Origin of the sequence: Spirulina subsalsa PCC 9445, assembly GCF_000314005.1 — a bacterium.
GTDB classification, from domain to species: domain Bacteria; phylum Cyanobacteriota; class Cyanobacteriia; order Cyanobacteriales; family Spirulinaceae; genus Spirulina_A; species Spirulina_A subsalsa.
In genome coordinates, this window is the sequence record NZ_JH980292.1 from 4,044,269 (window position 1) to 4,059,446 (window position 15,178).

The 15,178-nt window shown below is 47.9% G+C and carries 13 protein-coding genes; 8 read left to right on the forward strand and 5 right to left on the reverse strand.

Annotated features, from left to right (window positions below; translation table 11 throughout):
- Nucleotides 1-566: 566 nt before the first annotated feature.
- The 5 genes from SPI9445_RS0118400 (at nucleotide 567) to petE (SPI9445_RS0118420) (ending at nucleotide 3,635) form a co-directional block, all read left to right on the forward strand.
- Nucleotides 567-788 carry a DUF2949 domain-containing protein gene (locus SPI9445_RS0118400; protein WP_237747985.1) on the forward strand — a complete coding sequence of 74 codons (222 nt, stop codon included), beginning with the start codon at nucleotides 567-569 and terminating at the stop codon, nucleotides 786-788.
- Between the two features lie 477 nt (nucleotides 789-1,265).
- Entirely contained in the window at nucleotides 1,266-1,949 is a 684-nt protein-coding gene (locus tag SPI9445_RS0118405) for a Crp/Fnr family transcriptional regulator (protein ID WP_017306246.1), read from the forward strand.
- A gap of 189 nt (nucleotides 1,950-2,138) precedes the next feature.
- Entirely contained in the window at nucleotides 2,139-2,633 is a 495-nt protein-coding gene (gene psbV, locus SPI9445_RS0118410) for a photosystem II cytochrome c-550 (protein ID WP_017306247.1), read from the forward strand.
- A gap of 191 nt (nucleotides 2,634-2,824) precedes the next feature.
- Nucleotides 2,825-3,211 carry a plastocyanin gene (gene petE / locus SPI9445_RS0118415; RefSeq protein WP_017306248.1) on the forward strand — a complete coding sequence of 129 codons (387 nt, stop codon included), beginning with the start codon at nucleotides 2,825-2,827 and terminating at the stop codon, nucleotides 3,209-3,211.
- Nucleotides 3,212-3,278: 67 nt separating this feature from the next.
- Nucleotides 3,279-3,635: a plastocyanin gene (petE, locus tag SPI9445_RS0118420; protein ID WP_026079923.1), complete on the forward strand. Its 357-nt coding sequence runs from the start codon at nucleotides 3,279-3,281 to the stop codon at nucleotides 3,633-3,635.
- 90 nt (nucleotides 3,636-3,725) lie between these two features.
- Here petE (SPI9445_RS0118420) and metK read toward each other — a convergent pair whose 3' ends face one another.
- Together metK and SPI9445_RS0118430 are read right to left on the reverse strand one after the other, a co-directional pair.
- Complete coding sequence (gene metK, locus SPI9445_RS0118425; RefSeq protein WP_017306250.1) at nucleotides 3,726-4,979, reverse strand: methionine adenosyltransferase; 1,254 nt, start codon at nucleotides 4,977-4,979, stop codon at nucleotides 3,726-3,728.
- A gap of 507 nt (nucleotides 4,980-5,486) precedes the next feature.
- On the reverse strand, nucleotides 5,487-6,866 hold the full coding sequence (locus SPI9445_RS0118430) for an efflux RND transporter periplasmic adaptor subunit (RefSeq protein ID WP_017306251.1): 1,380 nt from the start codon (nucleotides 6,864-6,866) through the stop codon (nucleotides 5,487-5,489).
- A gap of 254 nt (nucleotides 6,867-7,120) precedes the next feature.
- Between SPI9445_RS0118430 and SPI9445_RS0118435 the strand changes: the two genes are divergently transcribed.
- A complete protein-coding gene (locus SPI9445_RS0118435) occupies nucleotides 7,121-7,978 on the forward strand; it encodes a tetratricopeptide repeat protein (protein ID WP_017306252.1) in 858 nt (285 codons plus the stop codon).
- Between the two features lie 191 nt (nucleotides 7,979-8,169).
- Here the strand turns inward: SPI9445_RS0118435 and SPI9445_RS0118440 are convergent, their stop codons facing one another.
- Nucleotides 8,170-8,565, reverse strand: a complete 396-nt coding sequence (locus tag SPI9445_RS0118440) for a response regulator (protein WP_017306253.1) — start codon at nucleotides 8,563-8,565, stop codon at nucleotides 8,170-8,172.
- Between the two features lie 132 nt (nucleotides 8,566-8,697).
- Here SPI9445_RS0118440 and SPI9445_RS0118445 point away from each other — a divergent pair, with 132 nt between their 5' ends.
- Nucleotides 8,698-11,175, forward strand: a complete 2,478-nt coding sequence (locus SPI9445_RS0118445) for a DNA gyrase/topoisomerase IV subunit A (RefSeq protein ID WP_017306254.1) — start codon at nucleotides 8,698-8,700, stop codon at nucleotides 11,173-11,175.
- 681 nt (nucleotides 11,176-11,856) lie between these two features.
- On the opposite strand, the gene SPI9445_RS0118450 is transcribed toward SPI9445_RS0118445, so the two are convergent.
- Together SPI9445_RS0118450 and SPI9445_RS0118455 are read right to left on the reverse strand one after the other, a co-directional pair.
- On the reverse strand, nucleotides 11,857-12,696 hold the full coding sequence (locus tag SPI9445_RS0118450; RefSeq protein WP_017306255.1) for an SPFH domain-containing protein: 840 nt from the start codon (nucleotides 12,694-12,696) through the stop codon (nucleotides 11,857-11,859).
- A 233-nt stretch (nucleotides 12,697-12,929) separates the two neighbouring features.
- The gene (locus SPI9445_RS0118455; protein WP_017306256.1) at nucleotides 12,930-14,096 is read right to left on the reverse strand and encodes a ferrochelatase; all 1,167 of its coding nucleotides are present in this window, start codon (nucleotides 14,094-14,096) and stop codon (nucleotides 12,930-12,932) included.
- Between the two features lie 402 nt (nucleotides 14,097-14,498).
- Between SPI9445_RS0118455 and SPI9445_RS0118465 the strand changes: the two genes are divergently transcribed.
- Nucleotides 14,499-15,122 (forward strand): 4Fe-4S single cluster domain-containing protein, encoded by a 624-nt coding sequence (locus tag SPI9445_RS0118465; RefSeq protein ID WP_017306258.1) that lies wholly within the window; start codon nucleotides 14,499-14,501, stop codon nucleotides 15,120-15,122.
- Nucleotides 15,123-15,178: the final 56 nt, after the last annotated feature.

The following is a 15,178-nucleotide window of genomic DNA, read 5'->3' on the forward strand; positions in this document are numbered from 1 at the left end:
CTTCAAGTGCTAAGTTAGCTCATCGTCACGAAGTGAACGCAAAGCGTTGCGTAGCAAAGCGTTGCGTAGCAAATGTCAGTGTCGGGATGAAAGACGGTTAATTGAGGGGTTCGATGCCCCGAAAATTAACCAACAATCATTCTCAGATTAGACCCTTGCCAGATTGATGGTGTGAGGAAAACGGCAACGGTAGGATGAATAGCCCTGATACAGTCAGCGCAAAGATAATCCAAGACAGAGGGCAAATAGTGGTCAGACGACCTGTACCCCGAAGTGCTTAGGTCAATGTTCTGGCACAGCCTTGAGCCATCCACTGGGTTAACTCCCCTTAAAAGTCCGTGGGACAAGAATCCCCCGTTAGCTAGCGGCAGCCATTAACGGAGGGATAGTGAATCCCCTCCCTTTCTTCCTCGTCTTACCCCCCTGATGGGTTCTCAAACCAGCGCCCAAACCGCGAGGAATCAACGATCCGCCCATTGATTGTTACCCGAGACATTGAAAGCTTGATCTACCCCAAAAATACCTAATCTCAATCATTCATTCCCCATCCCATTGGCAATAAGGAGATGCCATCTACCATGCAATCCATTCCACCTACTCGGTTTATCAGATTCTTACACGAAGAATTAGCCCTACCCAAAGACTCCATCACCATTGCTCAGAGACTCTGGGAACAAAACCCCGGTTCTTTACCCATGATCCTCTGGCAATATGGCTTAGTCAGCCTCGAACAACTTGACCGGATTTTTGACTGGATGGATAATTCTCCCAGCACCAATCTTCTATAGTCAACTGCCGCACCCACAAGGAGATGGGGTTTTCCTGGCAACCTTGATCAATGGGTCGAGAATTCCCCATCCCGCCAGTAGAGTGCAGATGAGAGGCAAATCCCGTAGATAATTTGTGCTAAAATCATTACCGACGATTGCCGTTGAGTTGGGGCGCTCCCTCTCCTTGTGATACCTCTCCTTGTGGTACATCTCCTTGTGGGCGGAGTAGTTCGCTCTCCTTAATGATAAAATGGGGGGAAGTGACTCCTCTGAGTCATCGAAAAAATGGGTCTGAAACCGTACCGTGGGACACACGGAATCGGACTCCTAAAATGGAGTAAAAAGTCTGTGGACTCTGTGTAAGACAGTACATGGTTTTTAGAACTGTGGTATGCGACGGTGAATGAAGCAGAAACCTAAATCGCGAGGTTTGGGAGTCTCCGCCGTTCTGCGGTGGGGAGGATGTCAAGCTAACTGCGTAGCACTATACCTTTCATGGAGATCAAAGCTTTTAGCGAGCTTTTCCCCCTTTTTAATACTGCCAGCCCTGAAACCTTAGAATGGTTGCTCTCGGTCGCCGTCGAACATAGCTATCCTAGAGATCGGGCTGTCCTGATGGAAGATGCTTGGGGGAATGCGGTTTACTTCATCGTTTCAGGATGGATCAAAGTACGCCGCCTATCGGGTGATAAAGCCATGACCTTGGCCGTTATGGGTCGGGGTGACTTTTTTGGCGAAATGGCTATTCTGGATGAGTCTCCCCGCTCAACGGATGTGGTGGCCTTGTCCAATGTAGAACTGTTGAGTATTTCAGCCCAGCGTTTTATCCAAACCTTATTCAAGGATCCCCAGTTACATCACCGGATGCTGCAATTGATGGTACAGCGTCTCCGGCATTTCAATATTCGCTTTTTGATGCGAAATCAACCTCCAGCGATTAAATTAGCCAAAACCTTAGTCACCTTAGCGGAAAGCTATGGACAATCCACCAGTAAGGGAACGGAGATGTTTTTGATTCCCGATGATGATTTAGCCCAGATTTCCGATATTACTGTGGATGAAACCCGCAAAATCATTGAGAAACTAGAAAGCAAGGAGTGGGTTTTAATTGACCGCGATCGCCATAGTTTATGCTTAGTCCATCTTAAACAATTAGCCCATCTCGCCGGACGAGTTTAGAAACGCCCTCCTAGAGTATCTATCCAAGAAGCCCCTTGAATGGCATCATATTATGAGAATCGCTTAATCTTTTGTGATGTCAGCTTAACTGAGCCAGTCATCATCTGTATTGTTAGGGGTGAAAAGCGGGAAAACAAGAGATTGAGCGATCGCTTGTATTGGAAGAAGTACACATCTTGGAGGAGAATCATGCGTCGTTTAAAATTCCTATGGATAGCGGCCATAACCCTAATTTTAGGGTTTCAGGTTGCCGTGCAAAGTGCTATGGCGGTTAATATTTCTGAAAGCAACCGGACAGTTAAGCTCAACGAAGCTGGAGAAACTGTTACCATTACCAACCAACAATTTGAATTAGGGAAACGGGAATTTAATAATACTTGTTCCCAGTGCCATATGTCTGGCAGAACCAAAACCAACCCCAACGTAACATTAGGGCTGGGGGATTTAGAAGGGGCTTTTCCCACTCGGGATAACCTCTTAGCGATTGTGGATTATACTAAAAACCCGACCACCTACGACGGAGAAACTGATATCAGCGACTTGCACCCTAGCACCAGTCGTTTAGACCTCTGGCCGGAAATGCGCAATCTCACCCAAGAGGATCTAGAGAATTTAGCAGGTTATATTTTGGCAGAAATTAATATTCGTGGCGATCGCTGGGGTGCCGGGAAAGTGTACGACTAATCCCACCCAGCAAGGGATTCGCTAGTTCAAATTAGACCCAAGGGGCAGGGAAAACACCTTGCCCCTTATTTTTTTCCTCCTCCAGAAACCTCCCCACCAGTCCAGAGGGCGAATTTTGGGCAAGCCCGAGAACCCGCGAAAATCGGGTAAAATCGATCACGAAACCGAACTACGACAATTTGTAGAAAATCATGAGCAAAAAATTAGGATTACTTCTCTCCAGCGTTTTGTTACTGCTTGCTAGCTTGGCGGTATTCGTCGCCCCAGCAGAAGCCGCCACCTACACCGTCAAAATGGGAGCCGATAACGGAATGTTGCAATTCGTTCCCGACAGCCTGACCATTAAACCGGGCGACTCCGTGGAATTTGTGATGAATAAACTCGCCCCCCACAACGCCGTATTCGGCAAAGGTCCTAGTGGAGCGAAATTAGATAAATTGTCCCACGACAAGCTTTTATTCTCTCCCGGCGAGTCCTACACCACCGAATTTCCCGCCGACAGTCCCAAAGGCGAATATGACTACTACTGCCAACCCCACCGGGGAGCAGGCATGGTGGGAAAAATTATTGTCGAATAAGTTTAACCTCCCAAACAAGGTACAATCTGTAACGAAACCTAAATACGACACCTTGTAGAAGATCATGATTAAGAAACTAGGTTTAGTTCTCTCCACCGTTTTGTTACTGGTTGCTAGCTTTGCCCTAGCCGTTGCTCCGGCCGCCGCCGAAACCTACACGGTTAAAATGGGTGCTGATAGCGGACAGTTAAAATTTGACCCCGCGACTCTGACCATCAAAGCAGGCGATACTGTTAAATTCGTCAACAACAAACTGGCTCCTCACAACGTGGTTTTTGACAAAGCCCCTGAGCTTTCCCATAAACAACTGTTGTTCAGCCCCGGAGAATCCTTTGAAACCAAATTTGATACCGCAGGATCCTATAGCTATTACTGCGAACCCCACAGAGGGGCGGGGATGGTTGGAACCATCACCGTTGAATAAGTGAAATTCAACCCAACTTGATTTAACCATCAAAAAAGAGGGATGTTCAGAACATCCCTCTTGTTTTTGGTTTAAGGCGTGAAATGGAATTTAGGCGATCGCACCCGATAACGCCTCTTCCTTCAAAATAGCCGCCTTGTCAGTTTTTTCCCAAGGAATATCAAGATCCGTCCGGCCTAAATGACCATAGGCCGCCAAATCCTGATAGAAACGCCCACCCCGTTCTGCGGGCAACTGCCGCAAATTAAACGTCTGGATAATGCCAGCCGGACGGAGTTCAAAATGTTTCTTAACCAAACGTAATAAAATCTCTTCATCCACCTTACCCGTGCCGAAGGTTTCCACCAGAATACTCACCGGACGAGCCACCCCAATAGCGTAGCTCACTTGTACCTCGCATTTTTCGGCCAGACCTGCGGCGACAATATTTTTCGCCACATAACGACAAGCATAGGCCGCCGAACGGTCTACTTTCGTGGGATCTTTGCCCGAAAAAGCCCCGCCCCCATGACGGGAGTAGCCCCCATAAGTATCCACAATAATCTTGCGTCCCGTTAAACCGGAATCCCCTTGGGGGCCACCAATGACAAATTTTCCAGTCGGATTAACCAACAACTTAGTATTATCATCGGGTTTAACCGCAATATCTTCAAACACAGGTTTGACCACCACTTCCATTAAATCGCCTTTAATATGGGCTTGAATCGCCGCATCATCGGTCAATCCGGCAACGGTTGCACTGTGTTGGGTAGAAATTAAAATAGTATCAATGCCGACGGGTTTTCCGTCTTCATAGATAACACTAACCTGAGTTTTGCCATCGGGGCCGAGATAGGGGAGTTGCCCAGTTTTGCGCACTTGAGCCAAACGGCGAGAAATGCGGTGAGCCAAACTAATGGGGAGGGGCATTAATTCGGGGGTTTCATCGCAGGCGAACCCGAACATCAACCCTTGATCTCCGGCTCCGATTTGGTCGAGTTCATCATCACTCAAAGCTTCCCGGCGTTCTTGGGCGCTGGTGACACCTTGGGCAATATCGGGGGATTGTTCATCGAGGGCAACGAGAACCGAACAACTCTCGGCGGAGAAGCCATTTCCTGCGTCAATGTAGCCAATTTCAGCGATTTTGCGACGCACCACATCCACATAGTTAATATGGGCTTTGGAGGTAATTTCTCCGGTAATGAGAACTAAACCCGTGTTTACAACGACTTCCGCCGCCACACGACTGCCTTCATCTTCGGTTAAAAGAGCATCTAAAATTGTGTCAGAGAGTTGATCACAAATTTTATCAGGATGCCCTTCCGTTACGGATTCTGAGGTAAATAGATAACGACGAGCCAATGTTTTTTATGTCTCCTTGTACGCAGTGCAACAGGGCACAGGTTTGTGCGTGAACTACCCCACCCTGCCTAGGCGCGAGGATGGAGCTTCCTGATTCAATGGGAAGTGCTTTCTATACCGAAATATAGCAAGTCTTATCTTCCCTCCCCAGGCAGAAGTCCTAGTTCCTAAGACCCAAATTTTCTCTTGCAACACAGCCCTTTTTAGCTTGGTTTTCGCTTTGGGAGTTAGTGGTCAAGATCTATTTATCTTAGCATGGATTCGCTGTCGCTCAGTATATTGCTGGGTTGCTATCCATCCGGTCCCTGCAAGCGAGGAAGGGGAATTCCGCAACATTTTTGTTAGACTCTCATACTAGCGTTTGTTTTGCCAATTTGGAAAAAAACTTAAAGGGAGCAGGGGAGAGGGGGAGAATTGATAATTATTCCCTACTCCCGACTCCCTATTCCCTACTCCCCACTCCCGACTCCCGATTCCCGACTCTTCCCAACCTTTCTCAGCCAGCCATCAATCGGGCAAATCAATAAAAACCCGCTCACCGGGCTGTAAACCTGAGAGAACCTGCACCTTATCCTCTAAAGTTGCCCCAAAAACCACCGGGCGAAATTCTGGTTGATTGTTCTCCCCGACCACCATCACCCCTCGTTGTCCTTCTTCCGTCACCACAGCCACCGTCGGTACGGTTAACGCTTGCCCCAAGGATACCCCCACAAAGGTGACATCTACATTCATCCCCGATAATAATTGACTTTCGGCGGTTTCGTCTAACTGAATCCGCACCTCAAAAGAAGTAACATTTTGTTCCACTACGGCTTCGGGGGCAATTAACTTGACCCGACCGCGAAACACCTGATTCGGGAAGGCATCGGCGATGATTTCTACAGGTTGGCCCGGCTGAAGTCGGATTACATCCACTTCGGGGACTTTAGCGAGGACTTCTAAACCTTGGGCGATCGCCAAAATAGAAGCGGAGGTTGCCGAAGCGGTTGCAGATACGGAGGTTGTGGGCGTAACAAAGGATCCGGGTGTAGCGTATTTCTGGGTGATAATCCCCGCAAAGGGGGCGCGAATTTGGGTATCTTGAAAGCGAATTTGAACTTCTTGTAATTGGGCTTGGGCGGCTTCTGCGGCTCCTTGTAAACGGGTCATTTCAAGGCGAGCATTGCGTTCTCGTTGCTCTAGGGCGATGCGGGCTTCTAGGGCATTGGCTTGTAGGCGTTGGATTTCTGGTTCTCGGGTTTGTACTTCCCGCCTTAAACTCTGTTGGGCTTGAATCACGGCGACCTGAGCATTGCGCAATTCTAGGGCAGCATCATCAAAGGCATTAGTCGAGACGGCCCCGGCTGAGGCGGGGGTTTGATAGCGTTCGTACCGACTACGCGCCCGGTTAAACCGTTCCTCGGCGGCGGCGAGTTGGGCTTGAGCTTGGTCAATCTCTGTGGGGATGCGGGCTTGAGCTTCTCTTAAGCTGGCTTGGGCGGCATTAAAGCGGGCGCGGGCTTGTTGAATTTCCCCATTAATGCGAATTTCTGCCTCTTGTAAGCTGGCGACGGCCTGTTTTAAGTTGGCTTGGGCTTGTATGCCTTGGGCGGCAATTTCATCATTGTCCATTTCGGCTAGAGGTTGCCCTTCTTCTACCCGCATCCCCTGCTCAACGCCTAAGCGCCGCAGTCGTCCGGCTGTTTTGGGGCTAATATTCACACTCTGGATGGGGACAACGGTCCCATTGGCGGAAATGCGGAGTTGGAGGTTTTCCGGTTGAACGGTAATGGTGAGATTATCTAGTTCTGATTGAGGAGGATTAAAAACAGCTTGGTAGGTGGCAATCCCGACGAGGATAGTTCCTCCTCCGACTAAACCAATAATCCAAGGTAACGGGTTACGCATCGAATAGGTAATAGGTAATAGGGAATAGGGAATAGGGTAATAGGGAACTGTTTACAGTTGACTGTCAATGCACCTGACCCTAACTTGTCCCCAATGGGGTCAATGCCTAATTGAACTCCGAGGAAACTAGCTTTGAGAATAGCCAATGCTTCTGAAATGTGTCAACTCTCGGAGTCGGGATGGGGGGCGGCAGAATCTTTTAAGGCGTGATAGCTTAGTATAGAACGCGATATAGGAAATTTCGAGGCTGAACTGTGCCGAAACGTAACTGGTTACTTTCTGTTTTAGCGATCGCAGGTTGTTGGCAGTTAGCCCTCCCTGCATCGGGTCAAGCATTACTCCCTTACACCTTAAATCTGGAGGCGGAGGCGTTGGAAACTCAAGGCTTGGCGTTAACCCAAGATGCTATCCAACTGGTTCGCTTTGAACAATACGATCTGGCCTTGCCGAGGGCAAAGTTAGCCACCCAACTGGCCCCGGATACTTTTGAACCTTGGTTCGTCTTGGGGAGTTTGTATGTCCAGCAACAACAGTTAGACGAAGGTATTACGGTATTAAGACGGGCGCAACGTCTAGCCCCTCGGGAGGCGGGAATTTTATTCACGTTGGGATCTGCCTATTTCCAAAAAGCCGATTATCAAGCGGCACTCCGGGAGCTCGAAGCAGCATTAAGGCTGGATTCTAATTCTTTGGAAGGGTTGTTTGATTTGGGCAATACCTATCTGATGTTGGGGCGTTTCCCGGAAGCCATTGCTACCTATCAGAAGGCAATGGAACAAGAACCGCGTTTTTGGCCCGGTGTCAATAATATTGGCTTAGTGCGGTATGAACAAGGGGATATTGAGGGGGCGATCGCAGACTGGGAAGCCGCCCTAGCCATTGATCCCAATGCGGCTGAACCCATGTTAGCCATTGCGGTGGCTCGTTATCGCCAAGGCCGTCAAAGTGAAGCCCTCAAACAAGGTCAAGCGGCTTTAGCCCTAGATCAAGAGTATGGTAGTTTGGACTATCTGAAAAAGAATCTCTGGGGCGATCGCCTCTTGGCCGATGCAGCGCGCTTTTTCTCGAATCCCCAAATGCAGGCTATTACAACCATTAGCCCTAATCCATAATCAATGGACTGCCCCTAAAAGTCCCTTTGGGGAACGGTAGCATCGGGTCTAACTCTCAATTATCAATTCCCCCACACTCCACTTGCTTAGATTCCTGATTAGGACTAAAATACTACACAAGAAGTCAAAGAAAAAGAATCATCCTCCCAAACGTGAGAGATGAGCCTTTTTCTTTGTGCTTTCTGTTCGTTCTACTGAGGTAAGAGGGTGAGGATTTGATTCACAAACTCTTGATGGTCTACAACAGGCTTAGAAATATAGCCATCGGCTCCACTCTGTTTCAGAAAAGTTTCGCGATCGCCCTCCATCGCATGGGCCGTGACCAGAATAATGGGCAAATGGGCAGTATTGGGATCAGCCTTCAGCATTTGGGTAATTTTGATCCCATCCACGGCTTTTCCTTGATAAACACTGTGAGCGAGGGAGACATCCATTAAAATAATATCCACCTCCCCCCCTTGGGCGGCGCGCATCACTTCTTCCACATCTTCTGTCCCACGGACTTCCAAGCCTCCCCGTTTGGTGAGAATCTTAGAAAAAACGCGAAGATTGATGGGATCGTCTTCTACAATCAAAACGGTTGTCATAGGTAATTATCCGAAAAATCAGATGCCACTCGACGCAAATCAAAACCAGTACTCAAAGTTACCTTATGTAATGTTCCCATTACAGGGGCAATCCGTCATCATGTTTGACCATAACAAAGGAAACCAAAACTCATGGTAAAACAGTTAAACCTGTTACAGACCGGAAAAATCATCCCTACAGCACTCCATGCAGAAATGGAACGGTCTTATCTTGAATATGCCATGAGCGTGATTGTTGGTCGAGCTTTACCGGATGTACGAGACGGGCTTAAACCCGTTCACCGTCGTATTTTATACGCAATGCACGAATTAGGGTTAACGCCAGACCGACCTTTTCGCAAATGCGCCCGGGTGGTGGGGGATGTATTAGGGAAATATCACCCTCACGGGGATCAGGCGGTTTACGATGCCCTAGTGCGGATGGTGCAAGATTTCTCTTCTCGCTATCCCCTACTGGCAGGACATGGCAATTTCGGATCCGTGGACAATGATCCCCCGGCGGCCATGCGCTATACAGAAACACGCTTGGCTGAAATTGCCCATCAAGCCATGTTGAGCGAAATTGGCGAGGCCACGGTAGACTTTACCAGCAACTTTGACAACTCTCAGCAAGAACCTGTCGTTCTGCCTGCTCAACTTCCTCTATTATTACTCAATGGCTGTTCTGGGATTGCCGTAGGCATGGCCACCAATGTTCCGCCCCATAATTTGGGGGAGTTGGTGGATGGTTTAATTGCCTTGATTGATAAGCCCGATTTGCCCGATGAGAAACTCTGGGAAATCATCCCTGGGCCTGATTTTCCCACGGGGGGGCAAATTCTGGACAAGGAGGGGATTCGGGACGCTTACCGTACCGGACGGGGTATTATTACGGTGCAGGGGGTGGCGAAAATTGAACGGGTGGATCTGGGCAAACGCCGCAAAAATACCGGGGTGATTGTGATTACAGAGTTGCCCTTTCAGGTGAATAAGGCGGGCTGGATTGAGAAAATCGCCGATTTGGTGAATCAGGGTAGGTTAGAGGGGATTGCTGATATTCGGGACGAGAGCGATCGCGAAGGAATGCGGGTCGTGGTGGAAGTAAAGCGGGATAGTAACCCCAAGGAAGTCTTACGTCAACTCTATAAACAAACGGCACTGCGGAGTAATTTTGGGGCGATTCTGCTCACGTTGGTAGATAACACCCCCTGTCAGTTGAGTTTACGCCAAGTTTTAGACGAATTTCTCAAGTTTCGCGAACAGACGTTAACCCGGCGTTATGGTCACGAGTTAGAACAGTGTCAACGGCGTTTACATTTAGTCGAGGGCTTATTAGCCGCGTTAAATCAGTTAGATTTGGTGATTGATTTATTGCGCCACGCCCCCGATGGCACCACGGCAAAAGGGGAATTGCAGGTGCGTTTAGGGATTAGTGAAACCCAAGCCGATTCGATTTTAGCCATGCCCTTACGCCGTTTAACGGGGCTAGAACGCCAGAAACTCGAAAACGAGAATGAGGAGTTACAGCAAAGGATTGAGGAGTTAGAACGGTTATTAGGCGATCGCCACGAACTCCTAAAATCCCTAAAAAAAGACCTGCGCGCCCTCAAGCGGAAATTTGGCGACGAACGCCGCACTAAAATAATCACCCCCGCCGCCCCTAGCCCCCACCTTCCCAAATCGGCCACACCCTCCCACCCCATCGAAGCCCCCCCGCCCCCCGTTACCCTGCCCAAAGATGCCGTAGTCGAACTCACCCACAAAGGCAAAATCTGCTGGCATTCTCCCCCCCCCAAATTGAAGAATGCCAAAAAAGTCGAAGATTTAGTTCTCTTCTTTGAACCCGTGCAAAAACGAGAACAACTGATCGTTCTCACCGCCTCCGGCAAAGCTTACCCTGTAGCCGTGGGAGATATTCCCTCGGCCGGGAGTCGGTCTACACCCCTCCTCAAACTCTTACCCAGTAGCGTCCAGCAGAAGCGAGAATACATTTTTACCGCCTTTTTCCCGCCGAAAGACCTCCAACAGCATTTTCTCGTCATTTTGACCGCTCAGGGACGAGTGAAACGGTTAGCGGGAACCGAAGTCGATCAACTCACAAATCGGGGATCTACCCTAGTCAAATTAAAAGCCGATGATGCCTTGATTTATGTGGGGTGGGCGACAGAAGCCGAAGAAGTCGCCGTAGCCACCTCTGGGGGGCGGATTTTGCGCTTCCCCATTGATGATCTGCAACTGCCCATTATGGGGCGTACTGCCCAAGGGAATCAGGCCACCCGCGTCCGCAAAGGGGAGGATGTGGTAGGCTGTGCGACCCTCACCCCCGATCAGGACTTACTCCTACTCTCTCAAGACGGCTATGGGAAGCGTTTACCCTTCCACATGATCCGACGGGGGCAACGGGGCGATATTGGGACTCAAGGGCTACAATTTCACCGGAGAGGCGATCGCCTCATCGGAATGATAGTCGCCCCTCCCGAAAGCGCACAGTTTTCCCTAATCACCAGTCAGCAGCGCCTAATCTATCTCCCTGTAAAGTCAGTCAGCTTATGGGGCAAAGATGGCATCGGGGATAAAATCGACGCACTCCAAGGGGAAGAAACGATTCTTAAGCTATTTCCTCCCGCTTAGATTTATTTCTTCTATCGTGAACTACCCCACCCTGCCTAGGCGCGAGGATGGGGCTTCCTGATTCAATGGGAAGTGCTTTCTATACCGAAATATAGCGAGTCTTATCTTCCCTCCCCAGGCAGAAGTCCTAGTTCCTAAGACCCAAATTTTCTCTTGCAACACAGCCCTTTTTAGCCTGGTTTTCGCTTTGGGAGTTAGTGGTCAATATCTATTTATCTTAGCATGGATTCGCTGTCGCTCAGTATATTGCTGGGTTGCTATCCATCCGGTCCCTGCAAGCGAGGAAGGGGAATTCCGCAACATTTTTGTTAAATCACCCCACATCTGAAGAGGATTAGGTTTGTGACATCCTCCCGACACCGACCCTAGGGGTACGGTGCGGGCTTCCCCATATCACTATGAGGCTTTCCTGCTTCTACGGGAGGCTCTAGATGTCTTTTTAGGGACATCCCCGTTCGCGTTCACTTCGTGACGCTTCGCGTTTGCTACGCAAAGCGTTGCGAACGCGAACGTACAGTGCGGGGCTTCCCGACGATGAGCTAAAACCCCGCCCTTTCTCAGTTTGGAGCTTTCACCCCCTCCTTTTGAAAGAGGGAATGAAAGCTCCCATTTACCTATTCCCCGTTCCCTGTTCCCTAGCCCAGTTATTCAGCCAGCCCTAGGTAATAGAGAATAAGTCATTCACGAACCCTGAGAACCATTGCCCGAATCCCCCGGAGTTCTGGGAGGAATAGAAGAAGGATTTTCTCGATGTAACATTAAATCCGTCATCGCCTGATTTAAGGCATTCGGATCCATAAAAACAATCTTAGAATTGGGACTTTCACCTAACTTTTCATTAGCATCTACATAACGTTGAGCCACTAAATATTGCAAGACCTTTTGGGCATCCGGCTGTAACTGCAACGCCTTTGATAACATTTCAATCGACTTAACTGTACCCTCCGTTTCTAACAAAGCTGCCCGTTTTTTGCTCTCGGCCGCCCGTTCCAACTCTAGAGACTCCATCACCGTCCGCGCTGGCGTAATTTCTCGCACCTCCACCCGCGTGATTTTGACCCCCCAATTGCTGGTAGCTTCATCTAACTGTTGCAGCAATTCCTGATTAATTTTATCCCGAGAGGAGTAGGTTTCTTCTAACTCTAACCGTCCAATCGCTGACCGTAATGTAGTTACGACCAAGTTCTCAATAGCTGAGGTAATATCTTCCACCACATAAAACGTTTTCTCTAAATCAATAATCTGCCAATACACCACCGCATCCACCCGTAAGGACACATTATCTTTAGAGATCGCATTTTGTGGATCAATCCCTAATACTTTTTCCCGAGTGGTTTCTTCTACAACAATTGAATCCACAACTGGCACAATAAAATTGAGTCCAGGAGTCAGCTTTTTGTTATACTGACCTAGCCTTTCAACTAAGGCCTCGTTCCCCTCATTAATAATACGAATTGAAGCTAAAAACGCGCCAACTGTACTGATAAATGCAGCAATAACACTATAAAGTAAGATATCCATAGGTTGAGAACTAATAATTTGAGAGCCATTAATAGAAGCATTCAGCCCTTCTAGGTAACACCCTAAATTACTGTTACTTCATTATAGAACATTGACTCTCCCCACTCTGGCCTAGACGAGACCTCAAAATTCCCGTGTTATTTGTCTGTCGGGAACTCTACAGAAGAGTGGGGGGATTTATCCGAATAAATCCCCCCTGTTGAACGGCACTTCAGTCCGTGCCAGTTGTGACCTTAGTGATGGTGGTGATGTTCACCATGATGGTGGTGGTGATGGTCATGATCGTGACTGTGACTGTGACCGACTGCGGCTAAACTGGGGTTAACGGTTACTCCCGTTTCTGTTAGTAGTGCCTCAATTTGAGGATTTGCCCAGTCTGCAACCATAGTCAAAAAGGCAGGATGATCATTGACGCAAGCCATTTGCACATAGGTCACTTTATAGTATTTTTGGCGCAAATGAGCAATAATATGTTCCACATCTAACAGGGTTTCGTGGTTTTCTGTCGCAAAACCAATGGGCATCATAACAATAGCAGTTGCTCCCAATTCTATTAGGTTTTTGGCGGCCAACTCAACGTTAGGTTGAGTCCATTCAATTAAAGGGGTGTCATGGTTCAACCAACCAATGGAAATTAGAGGATATTTATGAATCAATTTAGCCCGAACCGCTTCATAAAGGGCTTCACTTTCCATAATACCGGAGGTAAATCCTTTGGCTTTATGGGGACATCCATGATTCATTAAAACAATGCCAGTTTGTGAAGGTAAATGAGCAACGGCTAAATCCTTTTGAATTTTCTCTTCTACTAAGCGGGCTAAGAGGTCAATATAGGCGGGTTCATTGTAAAAGGAGGGAATATACCTTGTTCCTTTTAACCAATGTTCTCCGGGGTCTGCTAGGTGGCTGAGAGCGTGATTCACTTGTTCAACGGCGATGCCACTGGTAAAGATAGAATCTACCACTAACAGGGGATAAATCAAGAGTTTATCAAAGCCCTCAGCTTTGATTTGGGTTAATACTTGTTCGGGTAAATGGGGGGCGCAAAAGTTGAAGGCTTTAAAGACTTTTACTTTGTCTCCCCAAGTTTTTTGTAGGGCTTGTTCCACTCCAGCCCGTTGTTGTTCAAAAATATGATTATGGGGAGAAATAAAATTCCCATGTTGATGACTCCACTCATGGAGGTCAAAAATGGCGAGTAATTTCGCTAAGGGGGGATAAATCCAAGTCGGCACAGGGGCAAATTTAGCCGTCAGCAGATTTAGTGCTTGTTCGTTATAGTTGGCAAAGTCTTCATAGCTTTCTACTTCACCATAACCCATTAGTAACACAGCAACGCGATCGCCGCCTGCGGGGGTATCTGTACTCTGGTGTTGGATTTTCTCTGGGGTAGCAACCACGATTCAACTCCTACAAGTCGATTCAGTTTCAGGATGATTTAATCTTTAGCATAGCATCCCCTTGGGGGGGATGGGGACAAACCAGTAAGGTTGATTCTGACCTGCTTGCGAGGCTTTACCCCCTATCAAACATCTTGTTCTTCCTCGCGTATAGGTTTTTCAACGGGAGATTTTAGGAAAAACTTATTCATAATCTCTCGATAGTCTGCCACCATACAGCTTACGTCCCCAATGTGAGGGAAACCAAATTATTTAGTCGTCAAACTGATAAAATTACTTCGACCAAAAGATACAATATTGCTCTTAGGGCGAGGAGAGCAAATCTTAAAAGAGTCTAAAGAAAAAGCAGGAAGGAAGCAATCTTAGAGAGAAAGGAAACAAGACTCCTTACTTTTTTCTCCCATGACACCATTTACTGATTACGCTTCTCCCACTCCTGTCAAAATCCCTCCCCATCATCTCAACATTATGGGGTATGTGGATGAATCCCAAGTCAATGGTCCGGGAATTCGGGCGGTGGTGTGGGTGCAAGGCTGTAAACGAGAATGTCCGGGGTGTTTTAATCCTGCGTCTTGGTCTTTTGAAATTAATCAGTTAGTTTCTGTTGAAACCTTAGCGGAACAAATTTTAAAGAATCCCAATAATCAAGGGGTGACTTTTTCGGGGGGTGAGCCTTTTTGGCAAGCTTCGGCCTTGGCAAAATTAGCCCAAATCTTGAAGGGTGAGGGCTTAAATGTAATGTCTTTTACAGGTTTTACCTTAGAAGAATTACGTCGAGATGATGCCCCCAACGGTGCGGATGCGTTGCTTGCTCAATTAGATATTTTAGTCGATGGTCCCTATGTTGAGTCTTTAGCGATTCATTCACCGGATTCTCCCGTTTCCTCGCGCAATCAACGGATTCATATTTTTAATCCTGCGTTTCAAGATCAAATCACTTGGGCGAGTGATCAGATGGAAATTCACATCTTAAAGGATGGAAGTCGTATTATTACGGGGTTTCAAGGACATTTGGGGTTAATGTAATGTTAAAGGAGGGAGTGGCAAAGTGTCACTGTTTCAGGATTCTGAGAGTAGGACGT